Origin of the sequence: Amycolatopsis marina, assembly GCF_900111885.1 — a bacterium.
Classification (GTDB): Bacteria; Actinomycetota; Actinomycetes; order Mycobacteriales; family Pseudonocardiaceae; genus Amycolatopsis; species Amycolatopsis marina.
In genome coordinates, this window is the sequence record NZ_FOKG01000001.1 from 23,260 (window position 1) to 39,952 (window position 16,693).

The 16,693-nt window shown below is 67.8% G+C and carries 16 protein-coding genes and 1 other RNA gene; 3 read left to right on the forward strand and 14 right to left on the reverse strand.

The genetic code is table 11. The features are described 5' to 3' along the window. Positions 1–53: 53 nt before the first annotated feature. The 6 genes from BM199_RS00125 to BM199_RS00150 all read right to left on the reverse strand — a co-directional run bounded on the left by BM199_RS00125 (position 54) and on the right by BM199_RS00150 (position 4,771). Positions 54–419: an RNA-binding S4 domain-containing protein gene (locus BM199_RS00125; protein ID WP_091667685.1), complete on the reverse strand. Its 366-nt coding sequence runs from the start codon at positions 417–419 to the stop codon at positions 54–56. Between the two features lie 90 nt (positions 420–509). Continuing rightward, positions 510–604: signal recognition particle sRNA small type (gene ffs, locus BM199_RS00130), an RNA gene on the reverse strand. A 79-nt stretch (positions 605–683) separates the two neighbouring features. Further along, positions 684–2,225: an acyl-CoA synthetase gene (locus tag BM199_RS00135; RefSeq protein ID WP_091667688.1), complete on the reverse strand. Its 1,542-nt coding sequence runs from the start codon at positions 2,223–2,225 to the stop codon at positions 684–686. A gap of 132 nt (positions 2,226–2,357) precedes the next feature. After that, positions 2,358–2,609 carry a DUF397 domain-containing protein gene (locus BM199_RS00140; RefSeq protein WP_091667691.1) on the reverse strand — a complete coding sequence of 84 codons (252 nt, stop codon included), beginning with the start codon at positions 2,607–2,609 and terminating at the stop codon, positions 2,358–2,360. Between the two features lie 375 nt (positions 2,610–2,984). Beyond that, complete coding sequence (locus BM199_RS00145) at positions 2,985–3,836, reverse strand: SAM-dependent methyltransferase (RefSeq protein WP_091667694.1); 852 nt, start codon at positions 3,834–3,836, stop codon at positions 2,985–2,987. A gap of 77 nt (positions 3,837–3,913) precedes the next feature. Next, entirely contained in the window at positions 3,914–4,771 is an 858-nt protein-coding gene (locus BM199_RS00150) for a helix-turn-helix domain-containing protein (RefSeq protein WP_091667697.1), read from the reverse strand. A gap of 245 nt (positions 4,772–5,016) precedes the next feature. Here BM199_RS00150 and gndA point away from each other — a divergent pair, with 245 nt between their 5' ends. Then, positions 5,017–6,456, forward strand: a complete 1,440-nt coding sequence (gene gndA, locus BM199_RS00155; protein ID WP_091667700.1) for an NADP-dependent phosphogluconate dehydrogenase — start codon at positions 5,017–5,019, stop codon at positions 6,454–6,456. A 57-nt stretch (positions 6,457–6,513) separates the two neighbouring features. On the opposite strand, the gene BM199_RS00160 is transcribed toward gndA, so the two are convergent. Then, on the reverse strand, positions 6,514–7,284 hold the full coding sequence (locus BM199_RS00160; protein ID WP_091667703.1) for a S1 family peptidase: 771 nt from the start codon (positions 7,282–7,284) through the stop codon (positions 6,514–6,516). Positions 7,285–7,548: 264 nt separating this feature from the next. Between BM199_RS00160 and BM199_RS00165 the strand changes: the two genes are divergently transcribed. Together BM199_RS00165 and BM199_RS00170 are read left to right on the forward strand one after the other, a co-directional pair. Further along, the gene (locus BM199_RS00165; RefSeq protein ID WP_091669470.1) at positions 7,549–8,913 is read left to right on the forward strand and encodes a TrkH family potassium uptake protein; all 1,365 of its coding nucleotides are present in this window, start codon (positions 7,549–7,551) and stop codon (positions 8,911–8,913) included. Next, positions 8,906–9,571 carry a potassium channel family protein gene (locus BM199_RS00170; protein WP_091667705.1) on the forward strand — a complete coding sequence of 222 codons (666 nt, stop codon included), beginning with the start codon at positions 8,906–8,908 and terminating at the stop codon, positions 9,569–9,571. The genes BM199_RS00165 and BM199_RS00170 overlap by 8 nt, the downstream gene beginning before the upstream one ends. Positions 9,572–9,615: 44 nt before the next feature. Here BM199_RS00170 and BM199_RS00175 read toward each other — a convergent pair whose 3' ends face one another. The 7 genes from BM199_RS00175 to BM199_RS00205 all read right to left on the reverse strand — a co-directional run bounded on the left by BM199_RS00175 (position 9,616) and on the right by BM199_RS00205 (position 16,563). Further along, positions 9,616–10,047 carry an SRPBCC family protein gene (locus tag BM199_RS00175; protein ID WP_091667707.1) on the reverse strand — a complete coding sequence of 144 codons (432 nt, stop codon included), beginning with the start codon at positions 10,045–10,047 and terminating at the stop codon, positions 9,616–9,618. 121 nt (positions 10,048–10,168) lie between these two features. Next, on the reverse strand, positions 10,169–11,371 hold the full coding sequence (locus BM199_RS00180; protein WP_091669473.1) for a cation:proton antiporter: 1,203 nt from the start codon (positions 11,369–11,371) through the stop codon (positions 10,169–10,171). A 259-nt stretch (positions 11,372–11,630) separates the two neighbouring features. Continuing rightward, the gene (locus BM199_RS00185) at positions 11,631–12,878 is read right to left on the reverse strand and encodes an ABC transporter substrate-binding protein (RefSeq protein ID WP_091667710.1); all 1,248 of its coding nucleotides are present in this window, start codon (positions 12,876–12,878) and stop codon (positions 11,631–11,633) included. Between the two features lie 14 nt (positions 12,879–12,892). Further along, a complete protein-coding gene (locus BM199_RS00190) occupies positions 12,893–13,981 on the reverse strand; it encodes a branched-chain amino acid ABC transporter permease (RefSeq protein WP_245788125.1) in 1,089 nt (362 codons plus the stop codon). Positions 13,982–14,033: 52 nt separating this feature from the next. Then, entirely contained in the window at positions 14,034–14,912 is an 879-nt protein-coding gene (locus BM199_RS00195; RefSeq protein ID WP_091667713.1) for a branched-chain amino acid ABC transporter permease, read from the reverse strand. Continuing rightward, positions 14,909–15,754, reverse strand: a complete 846-nt coding sequence (locus BM199_RS00200; protein ID WP_091667716.1) for an ABC transporter ATP-binding protein — start codon at positions 15,752–15,754, stop codon at positions 14,909–14,911. Before BM199_RS00200 ends, BM199_RS00195 begins: the two co-directional genes overlap by 4 nt. Then, positions 15,751–16,563: an ABC transporter ATP-binding protein gene (locus tag BM199_RS00205; RefSeq protein WP_091667719.1), complete on the reverse strand. Its 813-nt coding sequence runs from the start codon at positions 16,561–16,563 to the stop codon at positions 15,751–15,753. Before BM199_RS00205 ends, BM199_RS00200 begins: the two co-directional genes overlap by 4 nt. Between the last annotated feature and the right edge of the window lie 130 nt (positions 16,564–16,693).

The window sequence follows — 16,693 nt, forward strand, 5'->3', positions numbered from 1 at the left end:
ATGTGGCACCTGGGTACTGAAATCTCGCGGCGCCGCGATGCGGGCGGCGATTGTCACTGTGGACCGGCGCGGAACCTGTCGAGCATCCGGCGCTCCCGCTTCGTCGGTCGTCCCGCGCCTCGATCTCGGAGGGCGAAGGGGGCCGCGTCGTCCGAGGGCGGGGCGGGGGTCCGGTCGATGAAGCAGGTGGCTGCGTCGGCAGGGCCAACTCGCTTCTGAATCACCCGTACGACCTCGACGACTCGGCTCGCTCCTCCGACGCGGGTGCGCACCTCGTCGCCGGGGGTCACCGACGTCGCGGGTTTGGCCGGGCGGTTGTTGACGCGCACGTGTCCGCCTCGGCAGGCCGCGGCGGCGTCCGAGCGTGTCTTGGTCAGCCGGACCGCCCACAACCAGCGATCCACACGGGTGGATTCCATGGACCCATGATTACTGGTGGACCGCCACCGCGGTTCGGCGTTCCCGGCACGGCGGTGTCGGCATCGACGATCATCGCGCTGCCAGCACACAAAAGGGGACCCCGCGCACCCGTCAGAGCCTGCTTATCCTTGCTGCCTTCCGGCCCTGGGGAGGTTCACAGGGTGGACGCCGCGCGGGGTCCGTGGTCCAGTGTACTCACGGCTCCCCGCTCACGAGGGCGGGGGACGTACGCGGTGGGCCACAAGGAAGAACGCGGCCCGCGCTCATCGGTGCACGGTGGCCGCGCTACCGGTGTAGGTCTCCCGCAGCACGCGCTTGAGCAGCTTCCCCGTGGCGTTGCGCGGCAGCGCGTCGGTGAACTCCACCCGCCGCGGGCACTTGAAGTGGGCCAGTTGCCGCCTGGCGAACTCGGTCAGCTCGTCGGGGTCCACGGTGTCGGCCGCGGGTACGACCACCGCGAGCACGGTTTCGCCCCACCTCTCGTCAGGCACTCCCACCACGGCGACATCCGCCACCCCGGGGTGACGGTGCAGCACCTGCTCGACCTCGATGGGATACACGTTCTCGCCACCGGAAATGATCATGTCCTTCTTCCGGTCGACCAGCTTGACAAAGCCGTCGGCGTCGGCCACACCGAGATCACCGGAGTGGAACCAGCCACCCCGCATGGCCTCGGCCGTCTCCTCCGGTTTGCCCCAGTAGCCCGCGAACACAGTCGGCCCGCGCAGGACCAGTTCGCCGACCTCACCCGGCGCGACGTCACGGTCGTCGGCGTCGACGAGCCGCGCATCGACGTGCATGAACGGGCGCCCGACCGATCCGGCGTGCGAAACGACGAACTGGCTCTCCAGGTACAGCGCGGCCGGGGAGAGTTCGGTCATCCCGAAGCCCTCCATGAACGTCCAGCCGAGACCGGTGAAGTACTCGATCACCGGCAACGGGCACGGCGCGCCGCCGCAGAGCGCCCAGCGGAGCGCGGAGAGGTCGAACCGGGCGAGGTCGGGCACCTTCGTCAGCGCCGCCCACATCGCCGGAACCATGAACTGGGTGGTGACCCGCTCCTCGGCCATCAACCGCAGCGCCTGCTCCGGATCGAAACCGCGCGGCACCACCACCGTGCCACCCGCGTAGAGCACCGGGAGCGCGGAGAGCCCGAGCGCGCCGATGTGGAACAGCGGCGCGACGGCAAGTGTGGTGTCCGTACCGGAGATGCCCTTGCCCGCCGTGAGCAGGTTGACTGCGTTCCACAGCATGTTGTCGTGGGTGAGCATCGCGCCCTTGGGCCTGCCTGTGGTGCCCGAGGTGTACATGATCACGCACACGTCGTCACCACGGACGGCGTTCGGCGGCCTGCTGCCCTCGTTGCCCTGGATCAGCTCGTCTAGTCCGGCCCCCGCATCACCGATCGCCAGCGTGTGCGCGACCCGGTGCCCAACCCGGCTCAGCGCGGCCTCGGCGGTCTCGCGGTAGCCGGCGGACACGGCCAGTGCGATCGCGCCAGAGTCCTCGAGCACGTAGGCGACCTCCGCAGCGGCCAGTCGGGTGTTGACCGGGACGGTGATCGCACCGAGGCGAGCCGTGGCGAACAGGAGCTCGAGGTACTCCGCCGAGTTGTCGGCCAGCAGCGCCACCCGATCACCCTGCCGGATGCCGAGACCGTGCAGGCCCTCCGCGGCCGCGGCCACCCTGTGCTCCAGCTCGGCGTACGTCTCTCGCCGCCCGGTCGCGACATCGACCAGTGCCGTCGTCGCGGGGGCGCGCTGCGCCCTGCGAGTGATCCAGTCACCAATGCCGGCGTTCCTCATCGGACGCTCCTCCCGGATTCACCAAGTAGACCGTACGGTCGGTCAGTACTTGGTCACAAGATTCTCCGGGGAAGACGTTACGACCCCACTGTGTTCCTTGTCACTGCCCGAATACGGGCGCGCTCACCCGGACTAGGCCGGGAGATCGAACTGCCCGGCTTTCACCGCCTCGAGAAACGCGTTCCACTCGCCTGCGTCGAAGACGAAGACCGGACTCTCCGCAAGCTTTGTGTCCCGTACCCCGACCAGATCGGAGCGAAGGTTCACCTCGACGCAGTTGCCGCCATTGGGCTCGCTGGCGAAGGACTTCTGCCAGGTCGACGCATCGAAGAGGTCCACCGCCACCATCGGGTCATAATCGGCCTGACCTTCGTAATCGGCCATGACGGTCCCTCCGTGCCAAGTCGCGGACCGACAGATGAGCTCGCCCAGGTGCTCACTTGCCATGCCCCATAGTTACGTGCTTTCCCACACCGTGCCGCCGTCCGAGCGACATTGCAGCGAGTTACTCGACAGCGTGATTAATCTCCGAGTAGGATTATTACTAGCGGGTACTCGGGCTTCTGCGCAAATTATGCGGAAGTGACGAAGGGCACCCGCTCAGGCGCAAGACTGGGGAGGACAAGAAATGGCACACCGCTGGCCACCGGCCGTTACACACAGTGTCGAAACAGACACCAGCCGTACAGCTGCGGCCGAAGTGAGCAGGTGATTCGCATGGCCGTGCGACTGGAGGTCGGCACCCCCGCACCCGCCGGATCACTCCTTGAGAGCGACCCCGCCGAGCACGCAAGCAGCGGCAGGGTTGTCCGCAAGCAGCGGGGCCGCCTGGGATTCAGCCTCGTGAGGACGCCACTCGGGCACCCAGGTCACGCCGGGATCGACGAGGCCGAAATCGCCGAAGAACGACGTGAAGCCGCGACGCGTGCGCAGGCAGCCCGGCGTGCTCGACCGCCTGTACTGCTCGACGACCAGTTCCAGCTGGGACTTCTGTTCCCCGGGAACCCCGTCGTCCGAGGCGTGTGACAACACGAGGTAGGAGCCTGGGGGCAGCAGGTCCCGATAGTGCGCGACGGCATCGCCGGCCTGCTCCTCGTCCGACACGAAGTGCAGTACCGCCACCATCAGCAGGCCGACCGGCTGCTCCGGATCGAGCAGCCCGGTAGCCGCGGCCCTCGACCAGGTGTTCTGCACATCGAGCAGGTCACCCCGCAGCACCGCGTGCCGTTCCGGATCCCCGTGGGAATCCAGCAGCATCTCCGAATGCGCCACGGCAACTGGTTCGTTGTCGACATAGACACAGCGGCTCCAGGGATCCAGCTTCTCCGCGACCTCGTGCACATTGCCCACCGTCGGCACGCCCGAACCTATGTCGAGGAACTGGGTGATGCCCTGACGGACGCAGTAGCGCACCGCCCTGCCGAGAAAGTCGCGGTTGGCGCGGGCCATCGTCCTGGCCATCGGCACCTTCGAGATCGCCAGCTCGCCGAACTGGCGATCGATCGCCCAGTTCGCGGTGCCGCCGAGCAGGTAGTCATACACCCGTGCGGCGTTGGGCCGCTCCAGGTCGATGTCCTTGGGTGTGAACTTCGGCTCGACCCCTTCGCCCACGCGACAATCCCCTCCGAAAGCCTGAAAAAGCTTGCTGTGACGCGGCCCACCTCAGACTACTGCAGCGAAGGCGGGGTTCAGATAGTCATCTGCGAGCGGTACAACTCGGCGAGCTCTTTGAGGAACTGCCGGGTGTCGTGGCGCTCCAGCGCCGCACCGCGCAGCCGGTCCCAAGAGTCGACGAAGATCTGGAAGTCCTTCACGTCGTCGAGGTAGAGCCCGCCCGCCGAGTGCTCGATATAGGCGAAGTCCCTGGTGCGATCGGGAAAGCGCATGATCGTGAAGTCGTTCGGGACCGAGGCCAGCCGGGCGTCGAAGGGCAGTACGTGGATGTAGACCCGGTCCCGCCTGTCCAACTCGAGCAGATGCTCCATCTGGTCGAGCATCACCGCGGGCGCGTGCCCGCCCGGCGCCCGCCGCAGTGCCGACTCGCTCATGATGAACCGGTAGTACGGGGGCTGCTGCTGGTCGAAAACCGCCTTGCGGTCCAACCGGTTGCGGACGAGCGAGGTCACGTCGGTCGCCCCGAACTCGGTGAACTGCTTGAGCATGTAGTGCTCGGACTGCAACGGTCCCGGAATCCGCTCCCCGTGCCAGGTCATGATCTCCGCGGCGGCCGGTTCGAGGTCGGTGAAGGTGCGGAACCAGTGCGGTACTACCGATCGGTAACCGGACCAATGTCCACGCTGGCCCGCGGCGGCCCTGGCCAGCCCCATCAACGTGTCGGCCTCGTCGCCGTCGATCCCGAAGGCGTCGAGCATGGCCCTGACGTCGCCCAGCTTGACACCAACGGCGCCGGATTCGATCTTGTTGACCTTGCCCTGGGTGCAGCCCAGCACCTCCGCGACCTGCTGTTGCGTCATCCCGGAGGCGTTGCGCGCATGCCGCAGCTCGTTCCCGAGCTGCTTGCGACGCGAGGTCACCGTGCTGGCCATCAGAGGCCGCCCACCAGCGCCACGACACCCCACTCCCGCACAACACGGATTAATACGAAAGCTCGACAGTACCGCTTCGTGTCCCGCAATTCGAGCCCAGGTTGCCACCATGGTCCCTGGCGCGTCCACAATGGACCATCTGTCTCCTGTGGTCAAGCCCTTCGGCGAAGGTCGCACCAGGCGCCGGGGCGGCGATAGTGTGCAGTGAGTCGGGACATGCACGCGAGGAGAAGGTGACGCGATCAATGACTGACAAGGCGAGCATCGGGGTGACCGGGCTGGCGGTGATGGGCCGCAACCTGGCCCGGAACCTGGCGCGGCACGGGCACACCGTGGCGCTGCACAACCGGTCCGAGCAGCGCACCCGGGAGCTGGTGGAACAGTTCGGCTCCGAAGGCGACTTCGTCCCGACCTACTCCGCGCAGGAGTTCGTCGACGCGCTGGCCCGTCCCCGGCAGATCGTGATCATGGTCAAGGCCGGTGCGCCGACCGACGCCGTGATCGAGGAGTTCGCCCCGCTGCTGGAGGCTGGCGACGTCATTGTGGACGCGGGGAACGCACACTTCGCCGACACCCGGCGCAGGGAGGCGGACCTGCGGGAACGCGGCCTGCACTTCGTCGGCACCGGGGTGTCCGGCGGCGAGGAGGGGGCCTTGCACGGCCCGAGCATCATGCCCGGCGGTTCGGTCGAGTCCTACCAGTCGCTCGGCCCGCTGCTGGAGGACATCTCCGCGAAGGTCGACGGCGTGCCGTGCTGCGCGCACATCGGGCCGGACGGGGCCGGCCACTTCGTAAAGATGGTGCACAACGGCATCGAGTACGCGGACATGCAGCTGATCGCCGAGTCCTTCGACCTGCTGCGCGGCGCGCTGGGATACGAGCCCGCGCAGATCGCCGAGGTGTTCCGCACCTGGAACACCGGCAGGCTGGACTCCTACCTGATCGAGATCACCGAGCAGGTCCTCGCGCACACCGACGCGGCGACCGGCAAGCCGTTCGTCGACGTCGTCGCCGACGAGGCCGAGCAGAAGGGCACCGGACGCTGGACCGTGCAGATCGGGCTGGATCTCGGCGTGCCGATCACCGGGATTGCGGAGGCCACCTTCGCCCGTTCGCTGTCCGGACACACGGACCTGCGTTCCGCGGCCCGCGGCCTGGCGGGGCCGTCCAGGACTCCGCTCAGCGGGGCCGAGGCTGAGCGGTTCGCCGACGACGTCGAGCAGGCGCTGTACGCGTCGAAGGTCGTGGCATACGCGCAGGGGTTCAACATGATCCAGGCGGGCAGCGCGGAGTACGGCTGGAACATCGACCTCGGCGCCGTCGCGTCGATCTGGCGCGACGGCTGCATCATCAGGGCGAAGTTCCTGGATGACATCCGCAGTGCCTACGAGGCAGAACCGGGCCTGCCGACGCTGCTGACCAGCGGTGAGTTCCGCAAGGCCGTGGAGAACGGGCAGGACGCATGGCGCTCGGTGATCGCGACGGGCGTGCGGCTGGGCATCCCGACGCCCGGTTTCGCAACCGCGCTGGCGTACTACGACGCACTGCGCGCCGACCGTCTGCCCGCCGCGCTGGTGCAGGGGCAGCGCGACTACTTCGGCGCGCACACCTACCGCCGAGTCGACCGCGACGGTTCGTTCCACACCTCCTGGGCAGCGGACGGCCGCCCCGAGGCAGAGGCCTGAGAACCCGCTGTGGCCACCTTGGTGAATCCAAGGTGGCCACAGCGGGTTCAGTGGATGTCAGGCGCTCGTGTGCTGGCTGATCCAGGAGGAGTAGGCCGGGACCGAGGTGTAGATCGACGGCCCGGTCGCGCAGGTCGAGTCACCGTTGCCGCTGCGACTGGTGACCCCGATCAGCTCCCACTTGCCGCCCGCCTCGACGATCTGCGGACCGCCGGAGTCGCCGTAGCAGGCACCGGAGTTCCCGCCGGGGTTGTCCGTGCAGAGTTCGAGGCTGCCGTCGATACCACTGCACTCACCGGCGTCGACCACCTGCGTGTCCAGCTGCTGCAACTGAACCGGAGCACCGCAGCCACCCCGCGTCGGGCAGGTCTGCCCCCAGCCGATCAACCGGGACTTGGTGCCCGCTTCGGTGGCCGACCCGATCGGCACGGTCGCGGCCTGCACCGGCGAGGCGAGCTTGACCAGCGCGATGTCCGCGCCCGCGCTCTGTCCGTCGTAGTCCGGGTGCACAAGGATCTCGGTGGCCCGCGCTTCCTCGCCGCCCTGCGTCCGGTCGTTGCTGCCGATCCGGGCGGTGACCGAACTCGCCGACGTGCCCTCGACGCAGTGCGCGGCGGTGAGCACCCAGTCGGACTCGATGAGCGACCCGCCACAGAAGTGGTTACCTCCGTCCTGCAGCGAGACCATGAACGAGTACTCCTGATCGGCGTCCGAACCGCCGACGATGTACGGCATGACGTCGGCGCTCGCCGACCCGGCCCCGACGATGCCGGCGAGAACGCACGCGGCGCTCGTCACCAGCCCCATGGCCAGAGAACGTGCCTTCATGTCTGCCTTCCTTCCTGATCACTGTCGCCCTCTCCCCGCGGAGGGACTAACGGAAGGTAAGCAAGATCGGTGAATCGGTAACACCCGCCGAAAGTTCCGAGTAACACTTAGGAGTGGATCGGGCTCCATTTTGGTCACGATAGGTGGAAATGTCCGAAAGGACCTTCCACGAAGGAGTTACGCAGAACTTACGTGCGGTGTGCCCCGACGGTGGCTACGTTGATCAGCGGGAGTTTCAGCTCATCGGGACGGGGGACGCAGGTGGTGCCGCACACTACCTCCGGCCTGCACAGACTGCTGCCGACCTGGCGGCATCCTGCGCAGGTCGTGGTGACCGCGTTCGCGCTGGCGATCCTCGCCGGGACCGGGCTGCTGATGCTGCCCGTCTCCAGCGCGTCGGGCGACGTGACGGGCATCGTGCCCGCACTGTTCACCGCGACCTCGGCCGTGTGCGTCACCGGGCTGATCGTGGTGGACACACCGCTCTACTGGTCCACCTTCGGCGAGGTGGTGATCCTCGGGCTGATCCAGATCGGCGGCCTCGGGATCATGACCCTCGCCTCGCTGCTCGGCATGCTCATCTCCCGGCGCATCGGGCTCAAGATGCAGCTGAACGCCCAGGCCGAAACCAAGACCCTCGGCCTCGGCGACGTCCGCAAGGTCGTGTCCGGAGTCGTCCGGGTGAGCCTGATCTTCGAGGTCGTCACCGCCGTGTTCCTCACCGTGCGGTTCGCCACCGGCTACGGCGAGGACTGGGGCAGGGCGGCCTACCACGGTGTCTTCCACGCCGTCTCGGCATTCAACAACGCCGGCTTCGCGCTGTACACCGACAGCCTGATGCGCTACGCCACCGACCCCTGGGTCTGCCTGCCCATCGCGTTGGCGGTTATCGCCGGGGGTCTGGGTTTCCCCGTCTGGTTCGAACTCTGGCGGCACCGCAGGCGCGGCCGCGGACGCTGGTCGCTGCACGCCAAGATCACCCTGTTGGCGACCGGCGCCCTGCTGGCCATCGGCACGTTCGCCGTCACCGTCGCGGAGTGGGGCAACCCGGAGACCCTCGGCCCGATGGGCGTGCCGGGCAAGCTGCTCGCGGGCTTCTTCCACGGCGTGATGCCCCGTACCGCGGGGTTCAACAGCCTGGACGTGGCGCAGATGGAGTCGGGCACCCTGCTGATCAACGACATCCTGATGTTCATCGGCGGCGGCAGCGCGGGCACCGCTGGCGGGATCAAGGTCACCACGTTCGCACTGCTCGGATTCGTGATCCTCGCCGAGATCCGCGGCGAACCCTCGGTGCACGTCATGGGCCGCAAACTCACGCCGAGCACCCAGCGACAGGCGTTGACCGTGGCCCTGCTGAGCGTCGGCGCGGTGATGAGCGGAACGCTGATCCTGCTCACCCTGACCCCGTTCCGGATCGAGCAGGTGCTGTTCGAGACCATCTCGGCGTTCGGCACGGTCGGCCTGTCCACGGGCATTACCGCCGACATCCCACCGGCAGGGCACCTGGTGCTGGTCGCCCTGATGTTCATCGGGCGCCTCGGACCGATCACCCTCGCCTCGGCGCTCGCGCTCAAGAACCGTTCCCGCCGTTACGAACTACCGGAGGAGAGGCCGATCGTTGGCTAACAAGAACCGCGCCGACCGTGTCGTCGTGATCGGCCTCGGCCGGTTCGGCGGATCACTGGCCACCGAGCTGGCCAGGGGAGGCTGCGAGGTCCTCGGCCTCGACAGCCGCCCGCAGGTCGTGCAGCGCTACGCGGACCGGCTCACCCATGCCGCCGTCGCCGACACCACCGACGACGAGGCGCTGACCCAGCTCGGAGTGCGGGAGTTCCAGCGCGCCGTCGTCGGGATCGGCACCGACATCGAGGCGAGCATTCTCACCACATCGCTGCTCAGTGACTACGAGATCCCGACCATCTGGGCCAAAGCCGTGAACCGCCAGCACGCCCGCATACTCGAGCGCGTCGGCGCACACCACGTGATCCTCCCCGAGTACGACATGGGGGAACGTGTGGCGCACCTGGTCACCGGACGGATGCTGGACTACATCGAGTTCGAGGACGGCTACACGATCGTCAAGACCGTGGCCCCCGAGGAGGCGATCGGCAAACCGCTGTCCGAGAGCGGTCTGCGGGTCAAGTACGGCGTCACCGTGGTGGGCGTCAAGCCGCCGGGCGGGGAGTTCACCCACGCCGAGCCCACCACAGTGATCAACCGATCGGACATTCTGGTGGTGTCCGGCAAACGGCGGAACGTGGAATCCTTCGCCGACCGCACCTGACGGTTCCAGTCAGCTGCAAGAAGGTCAGGGCCAGGTTGCCCGGGTCAGGCTTCGGCAAGTGCTGCCACGAGCGCGGTGACCACGCCCTGCCAGTGCCCGCGCTGCTGCTCCCGTTCGGCGGCACTCGCCAGCCGCTCCTGATGGACCCCCAGTCTGGCGCGTCCCTCGCCAGCGGACGTCACCGTCAACTGCAGCGTCGTGTCGTGCGTCCAGTCGGACGGCTGCCAGGTGAGCCGGAGCCGGTCGAGTTCGCGAAAGCTGCGCGTCTCACCTCGCACACCGGCAGCGGTCTCGTAGCCCGCACCTGGTTCCCGTGGCACGGCGCCGCCCTCGCCCAACCAGATCGCGACACCGGCCGGAGACGTGATGAAGTTCCACACATCCTCGACCGGACGATCGATTGTCTTCGACACTCCGATCTGCCAGCCCGCGTCGCGGGTGCGCCCGACCTCGGACCCTTCCCACCCGGCGCTCATGCCGTCACCTCCGTGGACGACTGGACGAGCCCATCGGGACGGAGCAGCGACTTGTTCGTCATGTGTTCCAGTTTGCCGCAGACCAGGTCAACAGCAGCAGGATTTCGCGCTGTTGGTCCGGTCAGCTGTCGTCCTTGCGGGGAGTGCCGGTCGGCAGGTTGTCCGGCGGCTCGACGCGCAGTGCCTTGGCCACGGGAACGTCGGTCGAGGAGTGCAGCACGATCGAGATGGCGATCGTCACCGCGACGAGGTCGAACACCACCTCGTTGCCGGGGATGCCGGACTGCAGCACCAGCAGTCCGTACACCACCGAGGCGAAGCCCTTCGGTCCGAACCAGGCCGCGGTGAGCCGTTCCGCCCTGGACAGCAGCGGCGTCTTCGCCAGCGAGAGCAGCATCGCGGCCGGGCGGACCAGCACGATCGCGATCACCGCGAAGGCCCACTCGCCGACGCCGAGATGGGACAGCCGCTCCGGGGTGATCAGCGCGCCGAACACCAGTAGTGCGGCGAACTTGGTCACCTCGGACAGCAGGTCCCCGAGCGGTTCGAAGTGTTCCGCCGCCACACGGTCCATTGTGGCCAGTGTGGAACCCGCGGCGAAGGCGGCCAGGTACGGGTTCGCGTGGGTGAGGTGGCAGGCGGCGTAGAGCACCACCGCGATCGCCAGTGGGCCGAGCGCCTGCAGCCGGGGTTCGGCGGTGAAGACCCGCAGCTTCCAGGCGAGCACGACGAGGGCCGGAAGCACCACGCCGAGAACGAGTCCGAGCGCGAGTTCGCCCGCGATGACAGCCGGATGCGTCGGTTCGTGTGCGACCGTCGCGAGGAAGATCAGCACGAACGGCAGCGCGAGGCCGTCGTTGAGTCCGGACTCGACATTGAGCAGCCTGCGCAGCCGCAGGGGAACGTCCTTGCGGCCCACGATCGCGGCGGCGAACACCGGGTCCGTCGGGGACAGCACGGCGCCGATCAGCAGCGCGGTAGGCCAGTCGAGTCCGGCGAGGAAGTGCGCGGGCACCGCGATTCCGAGCATCGTCAACGGCATGGCCAGTCCGAGCGCCCGGCCGGAGAGCCGCCAGTTCTCCCGCAGTGCCCGCACATTGGCGCGCTGACCGTCGGTGAACAGGACGGTGAAGAGCGCGATGTCGGCCAGCGAACTGACCAGCGGATCCTGCGTGCCGATCTCGACGAGCCCGAATCCACCCTGGCCGATGAGCGCACCGGCCAGGAGGAACAGCAGCGCCGTGGAGAGGATCGTGCGCGCGGCGACGCCGGAGAGCGACACGCTGACCATCAGCACGAACCCGAACGCCAGCACCAACTCCACCAGCAACCCCCACTTCGCGACGCGAGAACACCTACCGGCTGAACAACGTACAGTCCCGCGCCCCCACCCGCCGCACAGAGACGGAGGGTCTGCAAGTACTACCAAGCAAGATCAGCATCTACGCTGACCGCTACCAACCGCGCCGCTCCGGGCGGGCGACGACCTGCGGGTTGGATGCAGTTTACGGCGAAGTGGATCTTGCTTGGTGGTACTTGCAGACCCTCCTAGTCGAGTGGGGACGGCGGGCGTGGGGGTGGACTTACTTTTGGTGGGGGGCGGTGTAGGACTTGGCGTCGGGGGCCTCGAAGAGCTGCTTGACGTACTTCATGCCGCCCTCGGCCTCGGCGTCCGGCTGTGCCACGTAGACCTGGCGGGTCGCAGGGGCACCCTCCTGGGAGAAGTCCAGCGGCGCGACCAGGTCACCGGTCTCGGCCGATGTCGTCTGCTTGAGTGCGGCGGCGATGCCCGCTCTGGTCAGATCCTTGTTCTCACAGGCCTTGCTCAGCACCGCACCCCACACCTCGGCCACCGCGTAGCCGTAGGGCACACCGGCGTTCGGCGGCTCGGTGTAGGCGGCCTTGTACTTCTCCGCCACCTGCTGGGCCTTCGGGATGTCCGCAGAGAATGGCACGCTGCTGGCCACGACGTAGAGCTTGTCCAGCGCTCCGGCCGCGGGACTCTGGTGCAGCACCGGGTCGAACGTGGGGTTGTTGCCGAGGACCGGCACGTTCAGGCCGAGTGCCTTGTTCGCCGCCAGCGCGGAACCGGTCTGCGTCGGCGACGTGGTCAGCAGGATCGCCTTGACACCATCGCCCTTGAGCCCGGTGACGATGTTCGTCAGGTCGTTGTCGGTCGAGGTGATCTTCACCTCGCGCAGCTTCAGGTTGTGCTGCTCGGCGTAGTACTTCGCGCCGCGCAGCCCGTTCGCGCCGTACTCACCGTCGATGTAGATGTGTCCGACGGTGTCACCGTCGGCGATCATGCCCTCCTCCTGCAAGTAGGAAAGGCCGTCGATCATCTCCACGTCGTAGGTCGTGCCGACGATCATCACGTAGGGGTTGTCCAGCAGCTCCGAGGACCACGATGCCGGGGCGGCGACCGCCTCATCGTCGGCCAGGTTCTGCTTGAGCGCGGCCACCACCGGTGAGCCGAGCAGCTGCACGAAACCGAGCACCTTCGGTTCGATCTGCGGATAGAGCGTCTTGGCCGTGTCGGCCTTGTAGCCGTGGTCGACCTGTTCCAGCGCGATCTGGCGGCCGCACACGCCGCCCGCGGCGTTGACGTCCTTCACCCACAGTTCGTTTCCCTGCGTGATGCCGAGCCCGAGGTTCTTGAACACCCCGGTCTTGTCGGTCATCACACCAAGGGTGATCGTCGAGTCGGTGACTCCGACCCCGCTCTTGACTCCGGAGTCGTCGGTACCTCCTCCACCGGTGTCTCCCCCCTTGGTGCCGCAGGCTGTCAGTACGAGTGCGGCGGTACACAACACGGCGAGCGATCGCTTCATGCTTGTCCTCTCTTTCATGACTTGCTGAGACGGCCCGTGATCCTGCGGCCGATCGCCGCGAGTCCGCCGGGTTCGAACAACACGACGAGGATGATCGCCGCGCCGTAGACGAAGGAGCTGACCAGAATCGGGGTGATGGCACCGTCTCCGGTGCCGGTGAACCAGCCGAGGTCAGCCGAGTAGAGCGAGAGCACCTGCGGGAGCCCGTTCACCAGCAACGCGCCCACCAGTGCCCCCGGCACCGAGCCGAGCCCGCCGATGATCACCATTGCCAGGAACGCGATCGACACGTTGATGCCGTAGGTGCCGAACTCGCTCTCGTCGGGTTTGAGGATGTCGAACCAGAGCACGGTCATCACCCCGGCGAGACCGGCGTACGCGGAGGACACGGCGAAGGCGCCGGCCTTGGCCCTGGTCACGCTCACGCCCATGACCGAAGCCGCGGCCTCGTTGTCCCGCACCGCGCGCCAGGAACGCCCGACCCTGCTCCTGATCGCTCCCTGTGCCAGCACGAAAGCGATCGCGGTGAGGGCGAGGAACAGATACCAGCTGCGCTCCGCCGCCCGGATCGGCACACCGGCGATCTCCAGTTCCGGCCCCCCGTTGGAGAACGGGAATCCGAACAGCTCGAACGTCGCGGGAGCCCGACCGGTGGAGGTGCCACCGGTCAGCGAGGAAGCCGCCTGTCCGATGTAGAGCCCGAGGAAGACCAGGGCCAGTGAAGCGACACCGAGGTAGATACCACGCAACCTGCCCGCCACCGGCGCGAAGGCGATACCCAGCAGGGTGCTGATCGCGACCGCGCCGATGAGCGACAGTCCCGGATCGAGCCCGAAGCCGACCAACTCCACGTCACCGGTTGGTCCGGAAAGGACCGTGTAGGAAGTGGCTCCGGCGAGCAGGAAGAACGCGTGGGCCAGCGAGAGCTGGCCAGCCTGACCGATCAGCATCGTCAGCCCGATCGCGCCGACCCCGCCGATCATCATGTACTGGCCCGCCTTGAGCCAGGCCGTCTCCAGGTAGAGCGGCATCGCCAGCAGCACGGCCAGCAGCGCCAGCCAGAGCAGGATCCGCACCAGCCGCAGGGGATCCCGGCGGCGCAGAAGATCTTCGAGGTCGGGCGGCGTCACCGAAGGCGGAGTCTCGACGGCTGCGTTAGACACGCGTACTCTCCCTCGTTCCGAACAGTCCGGAGGGCCGGACGACGAGCACCACCAGCATCACCAGGAACACCGCGCTCTTGGAGAAGTCGAACGAGATGTACTCGGCCGACAGCGCCTCGGCCAGGCCGACGACGAGCCCGCCGACCACCGCGCCCGCGGTGGAATCCAGGCCGCCGAGGATCGCCGCGGGGAACGCGGCCAGCGCGATCGAGTGCGTGCCCCTGGACAGGCCCGCGCCGGAGAAGTCCTGGGTGGCGATGAACAGCACCGCGACCCCGGCGAGCAGGCCGGCCACCAGCCACGCGGTCGCGGTCACACGGGATGACCGGATGCCCATCAGCGCCGCGGCCTCACGGTTCTCCGCCTGTGCCCGCATCGCCACGCCCCAGTTGGAGAACCGGAAGGCCAGGTAGAAGGCGGTGATCAGCACCGTGGCCACCACCAGTGCCACCAGGTGGGTGCGAAACAAGGTGATCTCACCGATCTGGAAGGGTTTCGCGTCCCACGCGTCACCGATGAACGGCAGGCTCACCCCGAGTCGGCGGACGATCTCCTCGGTGATGATCACGTCGACGCCGATGGTGAGCAGTGCGAGACTGTTGTGATCGGCGTGTTTCGACCGGGACAGCAGCAGACGCTCGACCGCGAGTGCCAGCAGTCCGGCGCTGATCACACCGACGACCGCCGCACCGGCCCAACCCAGCGCGTCCCTGGTGGCGACCACGATGTAGCCGCCGAAGAGCACGAGCGAGCCGTGCGCAAAGTTGATCACCTCGGTGGCCTTGAAGATCATCACGAAGCCGAGGGCCAGCAGGGCGAACACCGCGCCCTTGCCGAGGCCGTTCACCACGAGTTGCAGGAAGGTGTTCACGCGTTCTCCTCAGCGGCGTTCTCGCTGCCGTCAGCTTCGTCTTCCGACCCGGTGCCCAGGTAGGCCCTGACCACGTTGGGATCCGCCTGCACCTGGGCGGGTGGGCCGTCCGCGATGCACTGTCCGAAGTCGAGCACGGTGACCCGGTCGGCGATGCCCATGACCAGCCCCATGTCGTGCTCGACCAGCAGGATGGAGATCCCGAGCTCCTCCCGGATCTCCCTGATCGTCGCCGCGAGCTCCGCCGTCTCCATGGCGTTCATGCCCGCCGCGGGCTCGTCGAGCAGCAGCAGGGTCGGCTCCACCGCCAGCGCACGGGCGATGTCCACCCGCTTGGCCTCGCCGTACGGCAGCGCGCCGACCGGGGTGTGCAGCACTCCGCCGATACCGAGGAAGTCGCAGATCTCCGCCGCCCGCAGGGTGTGTCTGCGTTCGGCGCGGGTGGTCCACGGCATCCGCAGCCCGGCGGCGATGAAACCGCCGCTGGTGAGCGCGTATCGGCCGAGCATCACGTTGTCGAGCACAGTGGACCCTGGGGACAACGCGGTGTTCTGGAAGGCACGACCGACGCCGCGGCCGGCGAGCTTGTGCGGCTTGAGGTGGGTGATCTCGTCGTCGCCGAGGCGTACTGACCCCTCGCTGGCGCGGTAAACGCCACTGATCACGTTGAAGCAGCTCGACTTGCCCGCACCGTTCGGTCCGATCAGCGCGTGCAGGGAACCCGGCCGCACGGTGAACGAGACGTCGTCGAGCGCGCAGAGACCGCCGAACCGCAGCGTCACGTGTTCCACCCGCAACTCGGGCACGTCGGTCCGCTCGGGAGCCTGGGTCACCGCGGTCATCCGGCCCACCTCGACAGTCCGCGCCGTGCGGCCCGTTTCGTGGCGGCCAGCACCTCGTCCTCGTGCGCGGCGGCCTGCGACTCGGCATGCCCACCGAGGTACAGCCGCTGGACGTCCTCGCTCCGTGCCAGTTCGCGGGCGGCGCCGGACAGGGCGACCGTGCCGACCTCGAGGACGACGGCGTGGTCCGCGACACGCAGTGCCATGACGGCGTTCTGTTCGACCAGGACGACCGCGGTGCCCTGCGCATGGATCTCCCTGATGATGGCGCCGATCCGCTCCACCACCTTGGGGGCGAGTCCGAGCGACGGCTCGTCGAGCAGTAGCAGCCGGGGGCTGGACATGAGCGCCCTGCCGATCGCGAGCATCTGCTGCTCACCTCCGGAGAGCAGCCCTGCCCGCTGACGCCCCCGTTCGGCCAGCACGGGGAACAACTCGTGCACCCGGCGTCTCGCCTTCGTCCGCTGCTCGGCGGAGCGGGCGCCGATCCCGCCTGCGCGCAGGTTCTCCTCGACGCTCATCCTGGCGAAGATCTGCCTGCCCTCGGGCACGCCGACCACTCCGAGGTGCACGATCTCCGCGGGGTCCAGCCGGTCGATTCGCTTGTCGTCGTACCGGATCTCCCCACCGGCCACCGTGCCCCGATGCATACGAAGAGTGCCCGACACGGCACGCAACAGTGTGGACTTGCCCGCGCCGTTGCTGCCGAGCACCGCCAGCACACCGTCGGCGGAAACGTCCAGGTCAACCCCGTGCAGCGCCGCGACCGACCGGCCGTAACGCACCCGGAGGTCTCGCACGCTCAACACGTTGTTTCCCAGGTCGGGGCGCCGTCGCGAATGCAGCCCACGCAGCCTCCTCCGGTCGTGTGACTGTCGTCACTGGCTGTGGCAGTGGCGGCAATCCTGTGCTGCCCGTCGCGGAACGGACACCCCCAAC